Raw genomic sequence first — 19,222 nt, 5'->3', positions numbered from 1 at the left:
CGAAAACGTGGAACACCATTCCTTGAATTGATACACTGTACCTTTCTATTTACGGGACAGCCACGCGGGCGGACAGCGCGGGGGGCAATATTTCCCGGCGCGAATTGAGGCATCGATGACTGAAGACCAGATATCTTTCTTGAACCGGCTGGCCCTGAGGGCTGGAGACGAAATCCTCAAAATCTACGCGGAACCTTTCGAGGTCGAGAACAAGGTCGACGGGTCTCCGGTGACCAAGGCCGACGCGGCAGCCGAGGAAATCATTCTTGCGGGCCTTGCGGAAAAGTTCCCCGACATTCCGGTGGTGGCCGAAGAAGCGGTCGAAGCCGGCAAGCTGCCTGCGGCAGGTGCGCGGTACTTCCTGGTCGACCCGCTCGACGGTACCAAGGAATTCCTGAAGAAGAACGGTGAGTTCACCGTGAACATCGCCCTGATCGAGGATGGCCGCCCGGTGTTCGGCGTGGTTTCCGCACCAGCCCTCGAAGAGATCTATTGGGGTGGGGAATTCCGGGAAAACGGCAAAACCGAAACCAGGGCCTTCAAGGGAACCATCGCGAACGGCGGCATCAGCGATGTTGCGCCTATCACCGTTCGCACGCCGCCGGTGGACGGCATCAGCGTACTCGCCAGCCGCTCTCATCTTTCGGAAGAAACCTCTGCCCTGATTTCACGGCTGAGTGTCGCCGAGCAGCTTAACGTCGGCTCGTCGCTGAAGCTGTGCTGGGTGGCCGCCGGCCGGGCCGATTTCTATCCCCGTCTTGCGCCCACGATGCAATGGGACATTGCCGCCGGTGATGCAGTTGTGCGCGCCGCCGGCGGGGCGGTCGTTCTGGCTTCAACCGGCGAGGACTTTGTCTACCGGGTGCCGGAAAACGCCCGCAAGGACGACCTGCGGAACCCGTTTTTTCTGGCAGCCGGGTGCAGAAACCTCCTGCGGGACGTCGCGCCCGCCGCCTGACGATTTGCAAAATTGCGCGGGCGGTTGGCCCGTGCCGAACGATTGATACGGCCGGTTCGCCGGCCAAACGGAAAAGCGAACATGAACATGCAATCTCACGGGATCTCGCCCGAGCGCCTCAGCAATCTGAAGCGGCTGGAAGCAGAAAGCATCCACATCATCCGCGAAGTCGCGGCCGAATTCTCCAATCCGGTGATGCTCTATTCCATCGGCAAGGACTCCGGTGTCATGCTGCACCTGGCGATGAAGGCATTCTATCCGTCCAAGCCGCCGTTTCCGCTGCTGCATGTGGATACGACCTGGAAATTCCGGGACATGATCACCTTCCGTGACGAGACCGCCGCGCGTCTCGGCATGGACCTGATCGTCCATACCAATCCGGAAGGGCTTGAAAAGAATATCGGCCCGTTTTCCCACGGCTCCTCGGTTCATACGCACATCATGAAGACCGAGGCGTTGAAACAGGCGCTGAACAAATACGGCTTCGATGCCGCCTTCGGCGGCGCGCGCAGGGACGAGGAAAAGTCGCGCGCCAAGGAGCGCGTCTTCTCCTTCCGCAACTCCAATCACGGCTGGGACCCGAAGAACCAGCGGCCGGAACTGTGGAACCTCTACAATGCCCGTGTGGCAAAGGGCGAGAGCATCCGTGCGTTTCCGCTGTCCAACTGGACCGAGCTGGATATCTGGCAATACATCCTGACGGAAGACATCCCGATGGTGCCGCTCTATTTCGCTGCAAAGCGCCCGGTCGTGAACCGCGACGGCATGCTGATCATGGTCGACGACGACCGCATGAAACTGCAGCCCGGCGAAGAGATCGAGGAAAAGATGGTCCGCTTCCGCACGCTCGGCTGCTACCCGCTGACCGGCGCCATTGAATCGGATGCCGATACGCTGCCCGCCATTGTCCGCGAAATGCTGATTGCCCGTACATCCGAACGCCAGGGCCGCCTCATCGACAAGGATGAAAGCGCGTCGATGGAGAAGAAGAAGCGGGAAGGATATTTCTAAGATGACGATCGAGAACATACAGGAAGCTGCAGAGACAGCCGTCACCGAATATATCCTGGCACAGGAAAGCAAGGACCAGCTCCGCTTCCTGACCTGCGGTTCCGTTGACGATGGCAAGTCGACCCTGATCGGCCGCCTGCTTTACGACACCAAGCTGATCTTCGAAGACCAGTTGGCCGCGCTGGAACGCGATTCCAGAAAGCATGGCACCGTGGGAGAGGACATCGATCTGGCACTGCTGGTCGACGGTCTTGAGGCAGAGCGCGAGCAGGGCATCACCATCGACGTTGCCTACCGGTTCTTTGCGACCGAAAAGCGCAAGTTCATCGTTGCCGATACCCCGGGCCACGAACAATACACCCGCAACATGGCCACCGGCGCTTCCACCGCCGACCTTGCCGTGCTGCTGGTTGATGCCCGCAACGGGTTGATGGTCCAGACCCGTCGCCACGCGTTCATCGCGTCGCTGCTGGGCATCCGCCACGTCGTGCTGGCGATCAACAAGATCGACCTTGTCGGCTATTCCCAGGAACGATTTGAGGAAATCCGCAAGGAATTCGAGGTCTTTGCCAACGGCTTCGATTTCGAAACCCTGCAGGCAATTCCGATGTCGGCGCGCTATGGCGACAACGTCACCGGGCGCAGCGACAAGATGGACTGGTATTCCGGACCGACCCTGCTGGAGCACCTGGAGACGGTTCAGGTGGGCGAGCATGTGCTGGAAGCCCCGTTCCGCTTCCCGGTGCAGTGGGTCAACCGGCCCAACCTCGATTTCCGCGGCTATTCCGGTACGGTCGCCAGCGGCCAGGTGTCGGTTGGCGACGAACTGGTGGTTGCCGGTCCGGCAAAGCAGTCCAGGGTGAAGTCGATCATCGGCGCAAGCGGCGAAGTCAGCTCCGCCCGGGCCGGCGAGGCAGTCACCATTTCGCTGGAAGATGAAATCGACATCTCCCGCGGCGATCTTCTGACCTCGACCGCACATCGCCCGGATGTTGCCGACCAGTTTGCCGCCCATGTCATCTGGATGTCGGACGAGCCGCTGCTGCCGGGCAGGCCCTATCTGCTGAAGATCGGCACTCGCACGGTGACGGCGACGGTCTCCGAGATCAAGCACAAGATCAACGTCAACACGTTCGAGCATGTGGCCGGCAAGACGCTGGCGTTGAACGAAATCGCGTTCTGCAATTTCTCACTGTCCTCCGCGGTGCCGTTCGATCCCTATGAGGCCAACCACACGACCGGTTCCTTCATTCTCATCGACCGGATGAGCAACTCGACGGTTGGTGCGGGCATGGTCTGGTTCGCGCTGCGCCGGGCGAGCAACATTCACTGGCAGGCCCTCGACGTCGACAAGAATGCCCGGTCTGAAAAACTCGGTCAGAAGCCGGCAGTCCTTTGGTTCACCGGCCTCTCCGGGTCCGGCAAGTCGACCATCGCGTCGATCGTCGAAAAGAAACTGCATGTCGACGGGCGGCACACCTATACGCTCGACGGCGACAACGTCCGCCACGGCCTCAACAAGGACCTGGGCTTTACCGATGCCGACCGGGTGGAAAACATCCGCCGTGTCGGTGAGGTGGCCAAACTCTTTGCGGATGCGGGCATGATCACGCTGGTATCCTTCATCTCGCCGTTCCGCTCGGAGCGTCAGATGGCGCGCGATCTCCTGGAGGACGGTGAGTTCATCGAGGTCTTTGTCGATACGCCCATCGAGGAATGCCGCAAACGCGACCCGAAGGGCCTTTATGCCAAGGCCGACCGGGGCGAGATCAAGAACTTCACCGGTATCGACAGCCCCTATGAAGCGCCGGAAAATCCGGAACTCCATATTCGCAACGTCGGCCGGGAACCGGAAGAAGTTGCCGAGGAGATCGTTGAATATCTGCGCAAGCGCGGGTTCCTGAACAGCTTCTCCGCCGACGGTGGCGGCATCTGACAAGAGGCCGAAGGTGACCTTGCGGGGCTGATGACCTGCCCTGGCATCCGAAAAACAGCCATCCGCGTTACAAGGACGCTGGTGGCTTTTTCGTTTGTGGGACCGATACGATATCCCGGCCAGACGAGCTGGAATTTCGTTCGGAGACCGGTGGCCTTTCCGAGGCTCTGTTGGCGTGTCACGCCGCGGTAATTCATTTTGTACTAGGTGTTGTGGCGTCTGTAAGTGTCGCAGTTCCAGGAGGCCAAGAGGGTTCGGACAGACTTCGCCATTGCCCGAACCTTCGAAGCCTTTTAATAACTTGGCTGACCTACTTACGCGTTTTGTAAAATGAATTTTTGATCGAAAGGCTTTGGGCAAATCATGAAAACCGTTCTGGTGACCGGCTCTGCGGGGTTTATCGGCTTTTACCTGTGTACCCGACTGCTGAAGGATGGCTTTCGAGTGATCGGCCTCGATGCCATGACGGATTACTACGATGTCCGCCTGAAGGAACGCCGGCAGCAGATGCTGATGCAGAACGAGCATTTCAAGCCGGTGAACGACCGCGTTGAGGCGCCGGACCTGCTGATGTCCCTGTTCCGTACCGAGCGGCCGGATTTTGTCATTCATCTGGCAGCGCAAGCCGGCGTCCGCTACTCCATCGAAGCGCCACGCTCCTACCTGGAAAGCAACATCTGCGGCACGTTCGAACTGCTCGAGGCAGCCAGGGCCTTCCCGCCGGAACACATGCTGCTGGCGTCCACGTCGTCCGCCTATGGCGCCAACACCGAAATGCCCTATGCGGAGACCGACAAGGCCGACCACCAGATGTCGTTCTACGCGGCGACGAAGAAGGCAACGGAGTCGATGGCGCATTCCTATGCCCATCTCTACGACCTTCCGGTGACGATGTTCCGCTTCTTCACCGTCTACGGGCCCTGGGGACGGCCCGACATGGCTCTCTTCAAGTTCACCAAGGCGATTCTCGAAGGCAAGCCGATCGACGTCTATAACTACGGCGACATGAAACGCGACTTCACCTATGTGGAAGATCTCGTCGAAGGCATCCGGCTGCTGATGGACGCAGTGCCTGTTCGCCCGGCCGAGGGAGAAGAGGTGAAGGAAGGCGACAGCCTTTCGCCGGTAGCCCCCTGGCGCGTGGTCAACATCGGCAACTCGACCTGCGTTCAGCTGACCGAGTTCATCGAAGCCATTGAGGCGGCTACGGGCCGGACCGCCGAACGCAATCTCATGCCGATCCAGGCCGGCGATGTTCCGGCGACATGGGCCAATGCGGATCTGCTGCAAAGCCTTACGGGGTACCGACCGAAGACCACAGTGCAGGAAGGCGTTGCCAGGTTCGTCGAATGGTACCAGGACTATTACCGGGCGTAACGCCTGCCAGGCACCGGGCGAATGCCTGGCTTCATGTGGCTCTTATGCCTGCGGCGACACATCCTGCGGTGGCTGGCAGACATCCACCCATTCTGCACCGGTGATTTCCGCCATGCGCTCCGGCGGTATCCTGACGGCGGCATTGGTGGCGCCGGCGGCGGGAATGACCACGTCATATTCCTTCAGAGAGACATCACAGTAGACAGGCAACGGCTGGGCGAGGCCGAAAGGGCATACGCCGCCGACGGGGTGTCCCGTCAGCGTTTCCACTTCATCAAGGCCCAGCATCTTCACCTTGCCACCAAAGGTTGCTTTCGCCTTCTTGTTGTCCATGCGGGCATCGCCGCGGGCAACAACCAGAAAGATCTTGTCCTTGAGCTGAAACGACAGCGTCTTGGCAATCTGACCGGGCTCGACCCCATGTGCCTTCGCGGCAAGGTCGACCGTGGCACTGCTGTCTTCCGTCACGATGACTTCAAGTTCGGGGGCGGCACTGGCAAGGTGGTTGCGTACGCTTTCAAGGCTCATGCTGCAGGACTTCCTTCAGGTCGGATCAAACAAGTCCGGCAGGGAGGGACGCGCAAGAGCCGCGCGGGCCGGGCCATAATTTGTGCATATCAACAATTTCATTGTGCTGTAAATTAAGAAAAGATTCATGTTAATCTTAAACGGGTTTTAACCATTTACGACGTAAACGGTACTGTGTGTGGCCGATGGAAATGGGTTCCAGATGGCCATTGGTTAAGTCGTTCAAGGATTGCCGAAATGGCGAGAGCCGCTACAGCCGCAACTGAAGTTGAATCCTCTGGGGTGGAGAGGAGGAAGCAGGCTGACTATGCAGCTCATCAGGGTGGGTCTATGAATTTGCCATTTTTGGTGGCGAAAAATCTCCTGTTCTGGGGGACGATTTCGCTCAGCCTTTACGGTCTTTACGCGGTGGTTGCTGCCATCTAGGCAGCAGGTGCGTAAACCGATTGTGTTTGAACGAACCGCGTCAAGTTCGCGGTCATGGCACATCATCTGCAATCGCATATACAACCCTTCATTGCAATCAGGTTGTCACCTTTTGCGGTCGGCGAATGCGTGAACGCGAGCTCCTTTAGCGATCTGCGTCCAGTCTGCCGCTGCCGAAGTGGTGCGCCGGGCGGAATGTCTCTGGCAAGGGAACAACAGGTTCTCTGCCAGTCATCTCCGCCACCAGGGCATCCGCTATCAGATGTGCAATGCCGAAGGATATCTTGAAGCCGCCTGTTGCCGCGAAGGCGGTGTCAAAGCCAGGCAGTTTTCCTGCCAGCGGGTCTCGCCTGTGATTGCGGGGCCGGATGCCGGCCCAGTCGGAAAGAACCTCGCGGCCCTTCAATTGCGGACAAAAGGCGGTGGCGCGTTCCAGCAGTTCGGCTGAACGGGCTGGAGAGGGGGCTGCGTCTTCGAATTCCCGGTCGGATGTGCTGCCAATGGCGACGGTACCGTCGTCGTGCGGCACGACGTAAAGCCCGTCGCAATAGATCGCTGGCCTGTCTTCCAGTCCCTTGCCTTCCAGCACAAGGGCCTGGCCTTTCTCTCCACGCCCGATGCGTTCGCCGGTCAGCGTCTCGATCAGGTCGAAAGCGGCAAATCCTCCTGAAACGACGAATTGCCGTGTCTTGACGGGGGCATGTCCGTCGGCGAGCAGAACGGTGTGCGTTGCATCGTCATAACCGATCGCTTCAACGCCTTCCCGCAGGCTGCCGTTCTGGCGGACGAAGCTGGCAAGGCTTGCCAGATAAGCCCTTGGGGAGATCCGCGCGGCAAGGGTTTCATAGACTATGCCGAAGGGAGCGGCATTCGCGTCCAGCCAGTCAGACCGGCTTCCGGCAGGTTCAACCACATAGGAAAAACCGGTTTCCTGAGGTTGCCAGCGCAGCTTGCTTTCTTCCGCCCGCTCCAGATGGTGCTCCAACTTGTCGTTTGTCGTCAGCGGCAGGATGCGTCCGCAGCGGTGATAGCCGCAGGAAAGCCCAGTCTGGCTTTCCAGTTGGCGGATGCGGTCTTCCAGACAGAGCAGGGCCTGGAACTGGAATTCCTTCTTGGGGTTCCAGCGTGCCGGCATATGCGGCATCAACGCCCCCAGTACACCTCCACTGGACCCGGCGCCGACGTGGCTTTTCTCAAGAACGACCACCTTCAGCCCGGCCGCGATCGCTGCCCGGGCAACAGCGAGGCCGAAAATACCGGCTCCGGCAATGGCAACATCGAAAGTTTCGGCGTCGGTTGCTGCCATGGGGCGGGGTCCTTTGAGATTGATTGATCCTGCCGGCTCTCTTATGAGAACGCGTTGCAAATGGCAAAGGCTGATGGGTACGCCCCGAAGGAAACCTCAAGATCATGTCGATCAAGGCACCAGATCTGGAATGGCTGCAGGGCGATGTGCCCCGGGCTGAAGGCTTCAACGACACGTATTTTTCCAAGGCTGGGGGGCTTGCAGAAACGCGTCACGTGTTTCTGCAAGGAAATGGCTTGCCTGGCCGGTTCGATGGCTGCGAGCGTTTCACCATTGCAGAGTTCGGCTTCGGGACAGGCCTCAATTTCCTCACCACCCTTGCGGCATGGCAGGAAAGGACCAATCGGCCGGAACTGACCTTCCTGACCTTCGAACTGTTCCCGATGACGGGAGAGCAACTGGCACGGGCCCTCGCGGCCTTTCCCGAACTGGCCCCGCTGGCAGAAGAGCTGCTGCAGGCCTGGTCGCCTGAGCCGGGTTGGAACAGCTTGAAAATTGCCGGAGCCAACCTCCAGATCGGCATTGGCGATGCGAGTGAGCTGATCGGTGAGCTGAACGCCGGAATGGCAGGTGAGGGCGAGGGAGGAGAACCGGCAATTGCCCCCATTGATGCCTGGTTTCTCGACGGTTTCAGTCCGGCTCGCAATCCGGAGCTCTGGGACGCGGACCTTCTGAAGGTGGCGGCTGACCTGACGGCCCATGGCGGAACACTGGCAACTTACACGGCTGCCGGCTGGGTTCGCCGCAATCTTCAGGCTGCCGGGTTCGAGATTGAAAAGGCTGAAGGCTTTGCCGGCAAACGCGAAATGGTGAAAGGGCGAAGGCCTTGAGGTGGTCGATTGCCTCCTTTTACTCCGCTACCGTCTCCAGCATCCACAAGCGGAACTTCTGCATGGCGCTGGTCTCCTCCCGCGACTTCAACCAGGTTAGCCAATAGCTTCCTGTCAGGACGCTGGTCTGGAAAGGCTGCACGATCGCGCCGGACGCGAGGGGGCGGCTGAACATCGCTGTCGGCACCAGAGCGACGCCGGCACCCTGCGTGACGGCTTCAACCATCGCAAGTGAACTGTCGAACATCCAGCCACGCGCTCGCGGCGGCGGCAGTTGCGCTGCCTGGAACCACATGGCCCATTCATCCATCCTGTAGGATCTCAGCAGGGGCTCGTTCACAAGGTCTGCCGGTTCGGACAACCGGGCAGCGGTTCCCGGTGAACAGATAGGCGACAGCGGGGCGTCCATCAGCTTGACCGCGTTGGTGGCATGCCAGGCCCCGTCGCCGAAGCGCAGGAAACAGTCGAGACCATCTGCCAGAATATCCGCGCGGTTGTTGTTGGTTTTCAGCCGCAGATCGATCTGCGGATGGGCCCTGGCAAAGCCGGAAAGGCGGGGCAACAGCCAGCCGGTCGCGAAAGTGGCGACAGCGCCGACCGTTAGCACCTCCCGATAGTTGCCATCCTCGAACCGGCTGAGCGCATCGCTCATCCGCCGGAAGGCATCGCTCAGTACAGGCAGCAGCGCCAGTCCTTCGTCCGTCAGGGCAACACCGCGCGGAAGGCGTTCGAACAGCGACACCTGCAACACGTCCTCCAGCGCCTTCACCTGGTGGCTGACGGCAGTCTGCGACACCCGCAGTTCCAGGCCGGCGCGTGTAAAGCTGCAGAGCCTTGCAGAGGCTTCAAAGGCTCTCAAGGCATTGAGCGGAAGTTTTGAGACGTCCATCCGGATCCAACTTAGGCCAAGTTTTACTCATGTCTAACCTCAGTATTCATCATTTGCGTTATATCTGAGGCAGCGGCACTGTCGCGGTGTCCCGAAGACGAACGGTGCGGGGGGCGACACACCACACCGGTTCGGGCTGTTTGTATTCATCATTGGAGTTGAAGATGAAACTCTGGACACGCCGTAACGCGTTGACGCTTTCGCTTGCCCTTTTTGCCGGGTTTCCGGCTATTTCCGGATTGGCGCACGCCGCCGGGTTCGATCCCGCACCACTTGAGAAAACCGTTGCCGGTGCAGAGAGCCGACTGTCTGCCCGGATCGGGGTTGCGGTGCTTGATACGGAAACCGGCAAGACCTGGACCTACCGCGCCGACGAGCGTTTTCCGCTCAACAGCACCTTCAAGGCCTTTCTGTGTGCTGCGCTCCTGGAAAAGGGCGAGCAGGGTGAGGTTCAGCTGGAACGCCGCGTGAAGATCCGCTCGCAAGACCTTGTCTCCTATTCGCCGGTTACCGAAAAAAAGGTCGGCTCCGGTGGCATGACCTATCTTGAACTGTGTGAAGCGGCCGTTGCGATCAGTGACAATGCAGCGGCCAATCTCGTGCTGGAAGCTGTCGGTGGCCCGGAAGGACTGACGGATTACCTTCGGGGCATTGGCGACACCATCACCAGGCTGGACCGGACGGAGCCGGGTCTCAATGAAGGCCGGCCGGGCGATGCCCGTGACACCACCACCCCGGCGGCAGCGGTTGCCACGTTGCAGAAACTGGTTCTGGGCGATGCTCTTTCGTCCACCGCCAGAGCCCAGCTGACAGGCTGGCTGCTGGACAACAAGGTGGGTAACGCAACCCTGCGTGCCGGGCTGCCGGAAGAATGGCCGGTCGCCGACAAGACCGGGGCTGGGGCCAATGGCTCGCGCAATAACATTGGCGTGATCTGGCCCGACGACAGGGAGCCCGTTGTGATCGCGGTCTACATCACGCAGACCGACGCTTCCTTCGACGATCGCAACAAGGCGATTGCCGATATCGCAGCCGCACTTGCCGAAAGTCTCCACGACTGAGTGTTCTTGTCCGGGCGGATCTTTTCATTCGCCCGGGCATCCCTGCTTCTGGATTTATTCTGCCGCTTCCGACGGAGACAACATTGTCCGTTCCAAGATCCTTGTTTGCCCTGCCGTTGGCGCTTGTCGCGGTATTAGCCGTTTTCTCCCAGGCATCTGCAGAGGAAACACGCGAACAAAAGCGCGCCAGAAGATGCGCCTACTATCAGGAGATCGTCCGGGTGGCGTTCGAAAATGTTAGTCGTTCGCAAATGCGGCCTGGTTTCGTTGCTGAACATGATGCCTTTATCGAAGGGGGGTGTTTCGCAGCGAATGCCGTTTGCCCGAAAACACCCGCCGAATTCGCCTTTGCCGACATTCTGACGATGATGACCGTCAGCGCAAACATGGGCAGTACCTTTACACCGTTCAGGTGCCCGGCCGGTGGAGCGAAGTGAGAAGGTTCAGTTTTGGGCCTTGCCTCAGCAACAGGTGTTTCGGTGCGGACCGGCCCGGAAGGGGCCGGCCCAGGGTGCTGGCGGAGGTTACGTCGCCAGCCACCTTCTGCGACCTGGGATGTCGTCTTCTGCCGTTGCGACGCGCCCCGAGCAAACGGGCCACTTCCGCAGGCAAACTGGACCCGCTGACGGATCCGGGCGAACAGCCGGTGTTGAGTAGGCTTCTGAACGCATTCGTCTTTTGGTTCACCAGCCGTTCCCAGTCGGCATCCCGGCGTGGTTTATGTGGTCTGATGGATCCACGCCTATCGGGTAAGCGCATCGCAAGTAGAAAGGATGCGCTTGATCCATAAACCTATGGCGCAAGTCGGGCGTGTCAAATACTGAGCCGGGAAAAGAATCGGGTAGGGCTGCCGAGCTGCCCTTGCATGCCCTCGATCTCAGCGCATTTCCGGCACTGGCGTTATGGCCCCGCCAGTTTCGAACCAGCTTTTCAGGTTGTCGACCACGAGTTGTCCCATGGCATTGCGGGTCGCCTGCGAGGCGGAACCGACATGCGGCAGTACGGTGACCCTTGGCAGTTTCAGAAGGGCTTCGGGCACATGCGGCTCGTTCTCGAAGACGTCGAGACCGGCACCGTAGATCGTGCCGTTTTCAAGGGCCGCGATCAATGCGGCCTCATCGATGACGGTGCCACGGCCGATATTGATGACGATGCCATCCGGCCCGAGTGCTTCCAGCACCTCTGCATTGACCGCATGTTTCGTTTCCGCGCCGCCAGGCGCCACCACCATCAGCGTGTCGCAGGCCGCCGCCAGTGCCTTAGGCGTCGCGTGATAGGGGTAGGAGAGGTCGTCCTGTCTGCTGCGTCCATGGTAATGGATCTTCATGCCGAAGGCTTCGGCCCGCTTGGCAATCGCCTTGCCGATGCGCCCCAGGCCGAAAATGCCGAGCGTGCGCCCCTGCATGGTTGCCCCGGTCAGCTTGTATGGCCCCTTGCTTTCCCAATTGCCCTGGCGAAGCCACTGTTCGGCCTGGCCGAATTCACGGATGGTCATGATCATCAGCCCGACCGCCGTATCGGCAACTTCTTCCGTCAGCACATCGGGCGTATGGGTCACCATCACCTTCGCCGCCAGGCAATCGTCCGTGTTGACGTGGTCATAGCCCACACCGAAACTTGAAACGATCTCCGCGTTCGGGATTTTGGCAAGCAACTCGGCGTTGACCGGCCCGAATGCCATGGCAACCCCGCGGATTTTCTCGCCGATTTCCGCCAGCAGCGCTTCCGGATTGTCGGCCTCGTAGGGCCGGTGCACGGTAAAGGCGGCATCCAGCTGCTCCTGAACGATCGGCAGCATCGGGCGGGGCATCAGAATATCGATGGAGGTCATGGCAGGTCCGGTGGGGTGATGAAGAAAGGTGAGGTGACCTTAAGGTCTTCGGTTGGGGGAGAAAAGAGCCGAATGGGCAGAGTTGGTACGCCGATGCAACGCCCGTCTGGCGATCTGGTCGACACGCCGCAGCTGGCGAAAGGGCCCGATATTTAGATTTTTTCTTCGCAGTTTATTTTTTCAACGCCGCGCTTTCCTTTTTCAGTGGCCGGGAAACCGGGCAGACTTCCTGCACGTAGCTGTTCAGCGTGTTCGCAAGGCTGTCCTGCACTATGGAATAGTGCACGTACTGGCCGCGCTTTTCCTTGCGAACAAGACCCGCACTTTCCAGCACACCTAAATGCTGTGAGATCGAGGGTTTGGACATGTCGAAACGTTCTGCAATCTCGCCGGCAGTCAGGGAACTGTGGGCCAGATATGCCAGAATCTTCCGGCGTGCCGCAGAGGCAAGTGCTTCAAACACCTTCTGGATGCCGCCTGGCTCGTGCGCGCTTTGAGAGCCTGTCTGGTCGCTCATGAAGATCTCCTGGCTCCGTTAAACTCAAGGTCATCGATTAGGTAGTTGCCTAATTATCGAATTGATGGTATTTAGCTTATAGCCTAAATAGTAAATGCATTTCCCAAAGGCAAGTGTCCGCAAGAACAGCGGGTCAAATTTCAACTGACTGATCGATCTCCGGGGTTGCCTCGGGGAGCGGGAAGAACGCGCCGTCATGAACGGAGCGAAGAGGAACCATTGCCATGTCCGTAAGCGCAATTAGTGATTTTGTGCAGGAGCCGGTGTCCACGGAACGCGTAGATTCCAGAGGCGGAGCCAATCCTGTTGAGGGAAATGTTGTCCTTAAACCCGTGAAGACCGCGTGGATTGCCGGAATGACACTCACTGCGCTCGTCGCAGGTCCTTTGACGTTTTCCGCCGACGCGTTCGTTGTATTTGTTGTGTTGACCGCTGTCACCATTTGCGGTGGTCACTCGGTCGGCATGCATCGGCTGCTGATCCATCGTTCCTTCCGAACCGTGCCCTTGGTCGAAAGGTTCCTTGTCTATCTTGGCGTGCTTGTCGGGATGGCTGGCCCTTTCGGCATGATCCGGCTGCATGACTTTCGTGATTGGGGCCAGCGACAAGCCCAGTGCCATGATTTTTTCTCCCACCGCTCTGGCTTCTGGAACGACGCCTGGTGGCAATTGTGCTGTGGCATCGTTCTGGACAAGGAGCCATTCTTCGAAATTGAAGAGGAGGTTAGGCACGACCCCTTCTACCGGATCGTTGAAAAAACCTGGATGTTGCAGCAGTTGGTCATCGCCGTGCCTCTATTTCTACTTGGTGGGCTGCCATTCGTCGTTTGGGGTGTCTGTTGCCGGGTCTCAATTTCGCTGATAGGGCACTGGCTCGTTGGCTATTATGCCCACCAGCCAAAGGACCATCTGCTTTATGTGAAGGGGGCCTGCGTGCAGGGCTATAACCTGCCGCGTTTCGGTCTGGTGACATTCGGTGAGGCCTTTCACGAAAATCACCACGCTTTCCCGAAATCCGCACGTCTCGGTTTCTTGCCGGGGCAAACCGATCCGGGTTGGTGGCTGGTAAAGGCGCTGGAGCGGGCTGGGCTTGCCTGGGCAGTCAATACGCCTGGTACATTGGAGCCGCGACCTGGTTTGGCGGTAAATGGAACTTGCCCCGGCAAGGCGCCCGGCATCCCCGCATGGTTGCAGACGTTACCAAGTGATTAGTCGCTACTGCCCGTGTGGGCAAAGTCTGAGTTGGAATGAAAAGTGCCAACTAGATCTGTCGGGAGATGCCCCGGTCCCGCAACACTGGTCTGCGCTCAGTGAAGCTTCAGTCAATGAGCTTGAACTCGAAACCTTGTCTCTGAAAGCAAAGACTGCAAACCAACCGACCAATCCACATTCCCCCCATTGCCCCCGGGCGCCATTTCCCCTAAAAGACGCCGCAGAATTCCTGAGAATCCCATCAGATTTTGAAAGCGGAGAAGCGGAGCCCCATGGCGCGCCAGTTCATCTATCACATGCATGGCCTGTCCAAGGCCTATAACGACAAGAAGGTTCTCGACAACATCCATCTCTCGTTCTACCCGGACGCCAAGATCGGTATCCTGGGCCCGAACGGTGCGGGTAAGTCGACTCTTCTGAAGATCATGGCCGGTATCGACAAGGAATATACCGGTGAGGCCTGGGCGGCCGAAGGCGCGAAGGTCGGCTATCTGCCGCAGGAACCGCAGCTCGACAACACCAAGACCGTGATGGAAAACGTCATGGAAGGTGTTGCCCACAAGCAGGCAAAAATCGACCGCTACAACGAGTTGATGATGGACTACTCGGACGAAACCGCCGAGGAAGCCGCACAGCTTCAGGACGAGATCGACGCCCAGGATCTGTGGAACCTGGAAAGCCAGGTGGAAATGGCGATGGAAGCCCTGCGCTGCCCGCCATCAGATGCAGCCGTCGACAATCTTTCCGGTGGTGAGCGCCGCCGCGTCGCGCTCTGCAAGCTGCTGCTGTCCGAGCCGGACCTGCTGCTGCTGGATGAGCCGACCAACCACCTGGACGCTGAAACCGTTCACTGGCTGGAGCGTCACCTGCGTGAGTTCAAGGGCTCCGTCCTGATCATCACCCACGACCGCTACTTCCTCGACAATGTCACGGGCTGGATTCTCGAGCTCGACCGCGGTCAGGGCATCCCTTACGAAGGCAACTACTCGGTCTATCTGGAAAAGAAGACCAAGCGCATGGAGCAGGAAGGCCGCGAGAACATGGCCCGCTCCAAGGCGATTGCCCGTGAGCGCGAGTGGATGGGCATGAGCCCGAAAGGCCGTCAGACCAAGTCGAAAGCCCGTATCCGGGCCTTTGAAGACCTCTTGACCGCCCAAGAAGAGCGTCAGCCGTCCATCGAACAGATCCTCATCCCGGTTGGCGAGCGTCTCGGCGCAAACGTCATCGAGGTCGATGGCGTTTCCAAGGGCTTTGAAGACCGTCTCCTGATCGACAACCTGTCGTTCAAGCTGCCACGCGGTGGCATCGTCGGCGTGATCGGCCCGAACGGCGCCGGCAAGACGACCCTGTTCAAGATGCTCACCGGTCAGGAAACGCCGGACAAGGGTAAGGTCGTCGTGGGCGACAGTGTGCACCTTGGTTACGTTGACCAGTCGCGCGATGCGCTCAACCCGAACAACACGGTCTGGGAAGAAATTTCCGGCGGCGCCGAGGTCATCTACCTCGACGACAAGGAAATCAACTCCCGCGCCTATTGCTCGTCCTTCAACTTCAAGGGTGCTGCCCAGCAGGCCAAGGTCGGCGATCTTTCCGGCGGTCAGCGCAACCGCGTGCATCTGGCCAAGGTGCTGAAGAAGGGCGCCAACGTTCTGCTGCTCGATGAGCCGACCAACGACCTCGACACCGAGACGCTGGCAGCTCTGGAAGACGCGCTGGAAAATTACGCCGGCTGCGCCGTTATCATCAGCCACGATCGTATGTTCCTCGACCGTCTGGCCACACACATGCTCGCCTTTGAAGGCGACAGCCATGTGGAATGGTTCGAAGGCAACTTCGAAGACTACGAAAAGGACAAGGTCCGCCGCCTTGGCGCACATGCCGCCGACCCGCGCCGGATCAAGTACAAGCCGCTTACGCGCTAAGCGAACGGCCTGGAAGCTGAAATGGGGGGCGTGCCCCCTGTTTCCCGAATGTGCCGGCCCCGGAAACGGGCCGGCATCTTTTTTGCCCGGCGGTAAAAATCGGCCACCGGCAACTTTTGTCCTTGCGAGCGGCACAAGGCATGTTCCACAGAACTCTCGTCTGTCTGTTTGCGGCCTTCGCCATCGCCGTTCTCGCCTCGTTTCTGGCGGCAGTTGGCTGGCCCGTCGATCTGCTGGCTCATTTTCAGACCCAATACGTTGTTGCTGGCCTGCTGTTTGCTGCAGGGTTCGTCTTCTTCCGGAACTGGAACATGGCGGCACTGGCTATCTGCCTGTCGGTAGTCGCTCTCATGCGCATGGGCATCTTCGACGACGGACGCTTTGCTCCAACCGCCAACGCGGCAGAACCGCCGATCAGCGTCGTCACCGCAAATCTCTTCGGCAGCGCCGCAGCGCTCGGCAATCTGGTCGAGGAAAACAGCGCCCGCGTCTTCGATCTCATGATCCTCACGGAGCTGCCTGTACCAGCCGACCAAGGGCTGCTCGACCGGTTTGAAGGCATGCTGCATGTGGCAGGAACGCCCGATCAGGCGCTTGGTGGACGTCCCGCCGCAGTTATCCTATCGCGCACTGCGCCGCACAGCGTCGAACTGATCCCTGTAGGCGGGAACCCATACGCGATTACGAAAGCAATCTACTGCGGTGTGCAGGCGGAGCCCTGTTTGAGTGTCCTTGCAGTTCACACATTGCCGCCTTTCAGGCGAGACTTCTATCTTCACCAGGCGGACATTCTTCAGAAGCTTGCATCTGAAGTGTCGATGACGCCGGGACCTGTTCTTGTTGCCGGCGACATGAACGCCGCCTCCTGGGCACCGCTGCTGAAACGGTTTCAGGACACGGCAGGGGTGCGCAAGGCTGTCTGCGGCAGCCGTTGGACCCCGACATGGCTTGCTCCTGTTCCGGGCATCGGTCTCGAACTCGACCATTTTTTCGTCAGGAGCGGGCTTGCGGTCAAAAACTGCGAACTCGGACACTTCAACGGTTCCGATCACTGGCCGGTCTTTGCCGAATTCACTGTTACAGACGGGAAGACGTCCGACTGATCTTCGGCGGCAAGCCTGCGTCCACCGGGTCAAAGCGCCATGGACACGAGACAATGCAGTCCGCATAAAAGATTTCTATTCAGAACGTCGGGGTTTTGCCCTGAAGAGCCGGGTTCAAGTCAGACAGATGCTGCAAGCCGCTTCGGACATAAAGACAAGTCTCCTGCGCACGGACCCCGGCGGCTTGCGGCTGATGCGCGGTGTTCATCTGATGCTGACCGTGCTCGGAGCGGTCTTCCTGGCAAATGTCGTGGCGAGCTTCGTGCCCGGTCAGTCGGCCTTCAAACTGGCCGTTCTGGCAGCCGCTAGCGGCGGGCACTGCCTGATGTTCACGCCGGTCTCCACCAGAAAGGCCGAGGTCCTCGGTATCCTGAAGCTTGGCGTTTTGCTGACGTTACTGTTTGCTCTTGGGGCTGTTGTCGCCGAGGTGTCGGGGAAAAGCGCCTCAACCGTTCTGCAAGGGCTCTGGATCGCCGCGATCATGCTCGGCTTTGCCATGCAGGGGCTTGGTCCTTTCTGGCAACGCGCAGGACGCAGCATGGCGATTTGCTGGCTCTTCGTGGTCCTCGGCAACGTCGGAGGATCGCCCGGCCTCTGGCTTCCGGTCATGGCGGTGCTTGGAATGGTGACAGCGCTCGTGGTTCGCGCAGGACCCTGGCGGCCTTCGACATACCGAACCTACCTGCGGGTCGAAGCTGCAAATCGTCAGGCGATGGCAACTTATCTGAGGCAGCTGTCGGGCCAGGCTACCGGTTCGTCCGGCGATGCGGCGGTTCGGATCAGGGATCTGGCGAAGTTGCGCATGGAACTTCAGGTCTGTGCCGATCTGCTCAGGCCGGAAGGTGAGTTGCAGGGCATGTCGCCGGAAGCAGCTATCATGGTGGAACTCGCCCTGGAAGTGGTGGGCGATGCACGCGCCCAGCTGTCCCGGGACGCACGCATCCGTCTGGCGCAAGATGACGGCTTTCGCCGTGCGGTCGACCGGCTTGTCCATCGCCTGGAAACCGGTGAGGGCGTTCCGGAAGAGAGCGATGTCGGGGAAGGCAAAACCGGCGCAAGCGCACCTGCCGCGAGCTGGCTGCAGGCCGATGCGGTGGTAACGGCACATGACCGGTTTCAGGAATTGCGCATCGCCCAGGCTTTCAAGCGTCTGTGGCTTCTGGCGGCAAAAGACCAGCCGGTTCGCCTGAGCCTCGGTACGGATGATGACAGCCGCGAGGGCGACTGGTTGCGGAAGCTTTCCTGGCGCCTGTCACTTCAGGCAGGTGTCGCAGCCGGGATCGGCTTTTCCCTGGGGCTCGCGTTCGATCTCAATCACGCCTATTGGGTCACGCTCACCATCATCATCGTGCTGTCGAACAGCCTCGGGGCGACGCTGCTCCGAACCGCACAGCGGATAGGCGGGACGGCGGGCGGCGTTGTTCTGGCCATGCTGGTCGACCCGGCGCTGGCGGAGTTTCCCTCCGTCAGGCTCGTACTGGTTGTCATTGCCATTCCCGGGGTCATCGTTTTTCTCGACCGCAATTACGCCATCGCCTCCGGCATCATAAGTTTCCTGGTGGTCATGGGGCTCCAGACGCTTGAAGGGCTGCCCATCGACGAACTCTGGTCGCGTCTCTACGACACGATGATTGGCGCAGGCGTGGGGCTTGCTGCAGCATGGCTGCTGTTTCCCAACCGCACCGGCGCAAGCTTCAAGGGGCTGGCGTCCGATTACCTCAACGCCTGCCGAAGTTGCCTGCGGGCGGAAGGCGGCAAGGCGGATACGGACCTTCAGGACCTCGCCCGGCTTCGAACGGCAGCGAGCACGCTGATCGCCACCGCCAGGTCCTATCGGATCGAGCAAGCTCCCTGGTCGTCGTTCACACGCTCCGCAAGTGACCTCAACGTGCTGGTGATCGTTCTGGCCCAATACGTGGTGCTTTACCGCGAAGCCCGTTCGGACGTCACGCGGGAAACGGTAAAAGCTCAGGCCAAGTCGGGGATAGATGCGCTTGTCGCTCGCATGGACAAGCGCCTGGAAGATGAGTTCTCGGCTGTCCTGGAAGGACGCCCGAGGCAGACCGTCCCGGGCCTTGAGGACGACTGGATGACAGCCATGCCCGAGGGCGCAACAGGCAATCTTTCGCTGGAAACCGGTTGGGTCGCGATGCTCTATCACGCGCGGAAAATCGTCCGATGCCTGGACGGCTTGCGCGAGGAGAAATTCCTCTCCGGCCCAGCCTGAAGACAGCTGTCTCCACTGCAAATCCTGGGTGCAGCGGATCGATCTGCCGCGCTTATGAAAACATCAATGAGATTTGTTGGTCAGGAAGG

Annotated in this window: 16 protein-coding genes; 11 read left to right on the top strand and 5 right to left on the bottom strand. The window is 59.6% G+C overall.

From position 1 onward, the window contains the following. Positions 1 to 115: 115 nt before the first annotated feature. From cysQ to FIV03_RS25630, 4 genes are all read left to right on the top strand, one after another. Positions 116 to 958 (top strand): 3'(2'),5'-bisphosphate nucleotidase CysQ, encoded by an 843-nt coding sequence (cysQ, locus tag FIV03_RS25645; RefSeq protein WP_152511461.1) that lies wholly within the window; start codon positions 116 to 118, stop codon positions 956 to 958. 81 nt (positions 959 to 1,039) lie between these two features. Then, positions 1,040 to 1,969 carry a sulfate adenylyltransferase subunit CysD gene (gene cysD, locus FIV03_RS25640; protein ID WP_022997880.1) on the top strand — a complete coding sequence of 310 codons (930 nt, stop codon included), beginning with the start codon at positions 1,040 to 1,042 and terminating at the stop codon, positions 1,967 to 1,969. Between the two features lies 1 nt (position 1,970). Continuing rightward, positions 1,971 to 3,905 (top strand): sulfate adenylyltransferase subunit CysN, encoded by a 1,935-nt coding sequence (gene cysN, locus FIV03_RS25635; RefSeq protein ID WP_055658637.1) that lies wholly within the window; start codon positions 1,971 to 1,973, stop codon positions 3,903 to 3,905. A gap of 363 nt (positions 3,906 to 4,268) precedes the next feature. Next, the gene (locus FIV03_RS25630) at positions 4,269 to 5,282 is read left to right on the top strand and encodes an NAD-dependent epimerase/dehydratase family protein (RefSeq protein ID WP_152511460.1); all 1,014 of its coding nucleotides are present in this window, start codon (positions 4,269 to 4,271) and stop codon (positions 5,280 to 5,282) included. Between the two features lie 42 nt (positions 5,283 to 5,324). Here FIV03_RS25630 and FIV03_RS25625 read toward each other — a convergent pair whose 3' ends face one another. Beyond that, positions 5,325 to 5,810 carry a YbaK/EbsC family protein gene (locus tag FIV03_RS25625; protein ID WP_152511459.1) on the bottom strand — a complete coding sequence of 162 codons (486 nt, stop codon included), beginning with the start codon at positions 5,808 to 5,810 and terminating at the stop codon, positions 5,325 to 5,327. A gap of 571 nt (positions 5,811 to 6,381) precedes the next feature. Next, positions 6,382 to 7,542 (bottom strand): FAD-dependent oxidoreductase, encoded by a 1,161-nt coding sequence (locus FIV03_RS25620; RefSeq protein ID WP_152511458.1) that lies wholly within the window; start codon positions 7,540 to 7,542, stop codon positions 6,382 to 6,384. A 104-nt stretch (positions 7,543 to 7,646) separates the two neighbouring features. On the opposite strand from FIV03_RS25620, the gene mnmD reads away from it, so the two are divergent. Then, entirely contained in the window at positions 7,647 to 8,372 is a 726-nt protein-coding gene (mnmD, locus tag FIV03_RS25615; RefSeq protein ID WP_152511457.1) for a tRNA (5-methylaminomethyl-2-thiouridine)(34)-methyltransferase MnmD, read from the top strand. A 19-nt stretch (positions 8,373 to 8,391) separates the two neighbouring features. Here mnmD and FIV03_RS25610 read toward each other — a convergent pair whose 3' ends face one another. Then, the gene (locus tag FIV03_RS25610; RefSeq protein WP_152511456.1) at positions 8,392 to 9,261 is read right to left on the bottom strand and encodes a LysR family transcriptional regulator; all 870 of its coding nucleotides are present in this window, start codon (positions 9,259 to 9,261) and stop codon (positions 8,392 to 8,394) included. 164 nt (positions 9,262 to 9,425) lie between these two features. Here FIV03_RS25610 and bla point away from each other — a divergent pair, with 164 nt between their 5' ends. Beyond that, complete coding sequence (bla, locus tag FIV03_RS25605; RefSeq protein WP_152511455.1) at positions 9,426 to 10,322, top strand: class A beta-lactamase; 897 nt, start codon at positions 9,426 to 9,428, stop codon at positions 10,320 to 10,322. Positions 10,323 to 10,423: 101 nt separating this feature from the next. Further along, a complete protein-coding gene (locus tag FIV03_RS25600) occupies positions 10,424 to 10,759 on the top strand; it encodes a hypothetical protein (RefSeq protein WP_152511454.1) in 336 nt (111 codons plus the stop codon). A gap of 440 nt (positions 10,760 to 11,199) precedes the next feature. Here the strand turns inward: FIV03_RS25600 and FIV03_RS25595 are convergent, their stop codons facing one another. Both FIV03_RS25595 and FIV03_RS25590 read right to left on the bottom strand, forming a co-directional pair. Continuing rightward, positions 11,200 to 12,153 (bottom strand): 2-hydroxyacid dehydrogenase, encoded by a 954-nt coding sequence (locus FIV03_RS25595; protein ID WP_152511453.1) that lies wholly within the window; start codon positions 12,151 to 12,153, stop codon positions 11,200 to 11,202. 172 nt (positions 12,154 to 12,325) lie between these two features. Then, positions 12,326 to 12,670 carry a metalloregulator ArsR/SmtB family transcription factor gene (locus FIV03_RS25590; RefSeq protein ID WP_152511452.1) on the bottom strand — a complete coding sequence of 115 codons (345 nt, stop codon included), beginning with the start codon at positions 12,668 to 12,670 and terminating at the stop codon, positions 12,326 to 12,328. 224 nt (positions 12,671 to 12,894) lie between these two features. Here FIV03_RS25590 and FIV03_RS25585 point away from each other — a divergent pair, with 224 nt between their 5' ends. The 4 genes from FIV03_RS25585 (at position 12,895) to FIV03_RS25570 (ending at position 19,133) form a co-directional block, all read left to right on the top strand. Further along, positions 12,895 to 13,881: an acyl-CoA desaturase gene (locus FIV03_RS25585; protein ID WP_209009786.1), complete on the top strand. Its 987-nt coding sequence runs from the start codon at positions 12,895 to 12,897 to the stop codon at positions 13,879 to 13,881. 272 nt (positions 13,882 to 14,153) lie between these two features. Beyond that, entirely contained in the window at positions 14,154 to 15,803 is a 1,650-nt protein-coding gene (ettA, locus tag FIV03_RS25580) for an energy-dependent translational throttle protein EttA (RefSeq protein WP_022997869.1), read from the top strand. 140 nt (positions 15,804 to 15,943) lie between these two features. Beyond that, positions 15,944 to 16,906 (top strand): endonuclease/exonuclease/phosphatase family protein, encoded by a 963-nt coding sequence (locus FIV03_RS25575; RefSeq protein WP_152511451.1) that lies wholly within the window; start codon positions 15,944 to 15,946, stop codon positions 16,904 to 16,906. Between the two features lie 127 nt (positions 16,907 to 17,033). After that, positions 17,034 to 19,133, top strand: a complete 2,100-nt coding sequence (locus FIV03_RS25570; protein ID WP_152511450.1) for an FUSC family protein — start codon at positions 17,034 to 17,036, stop codon at positions 19,131 to 19,133. The last annotated feature ends 89 nt before the right edge of the window (positions 19,134 to 19,222 follow it).

The organism is Labrenzia sp. THAF187b (genome assembly GCF_009363375.1).
Classification (GTDB): Bacteria; Pseudomonadota; Alphaproteobacteria; order Rhizobiales; family Stappiaceae; genus Roseibium; species Roseibium algicola.
The sequence above is the reverse complement of the archived record's forward strand: the minus strand, read 5'-3'. Positions and strand labels throughout refer to the sequence as shown.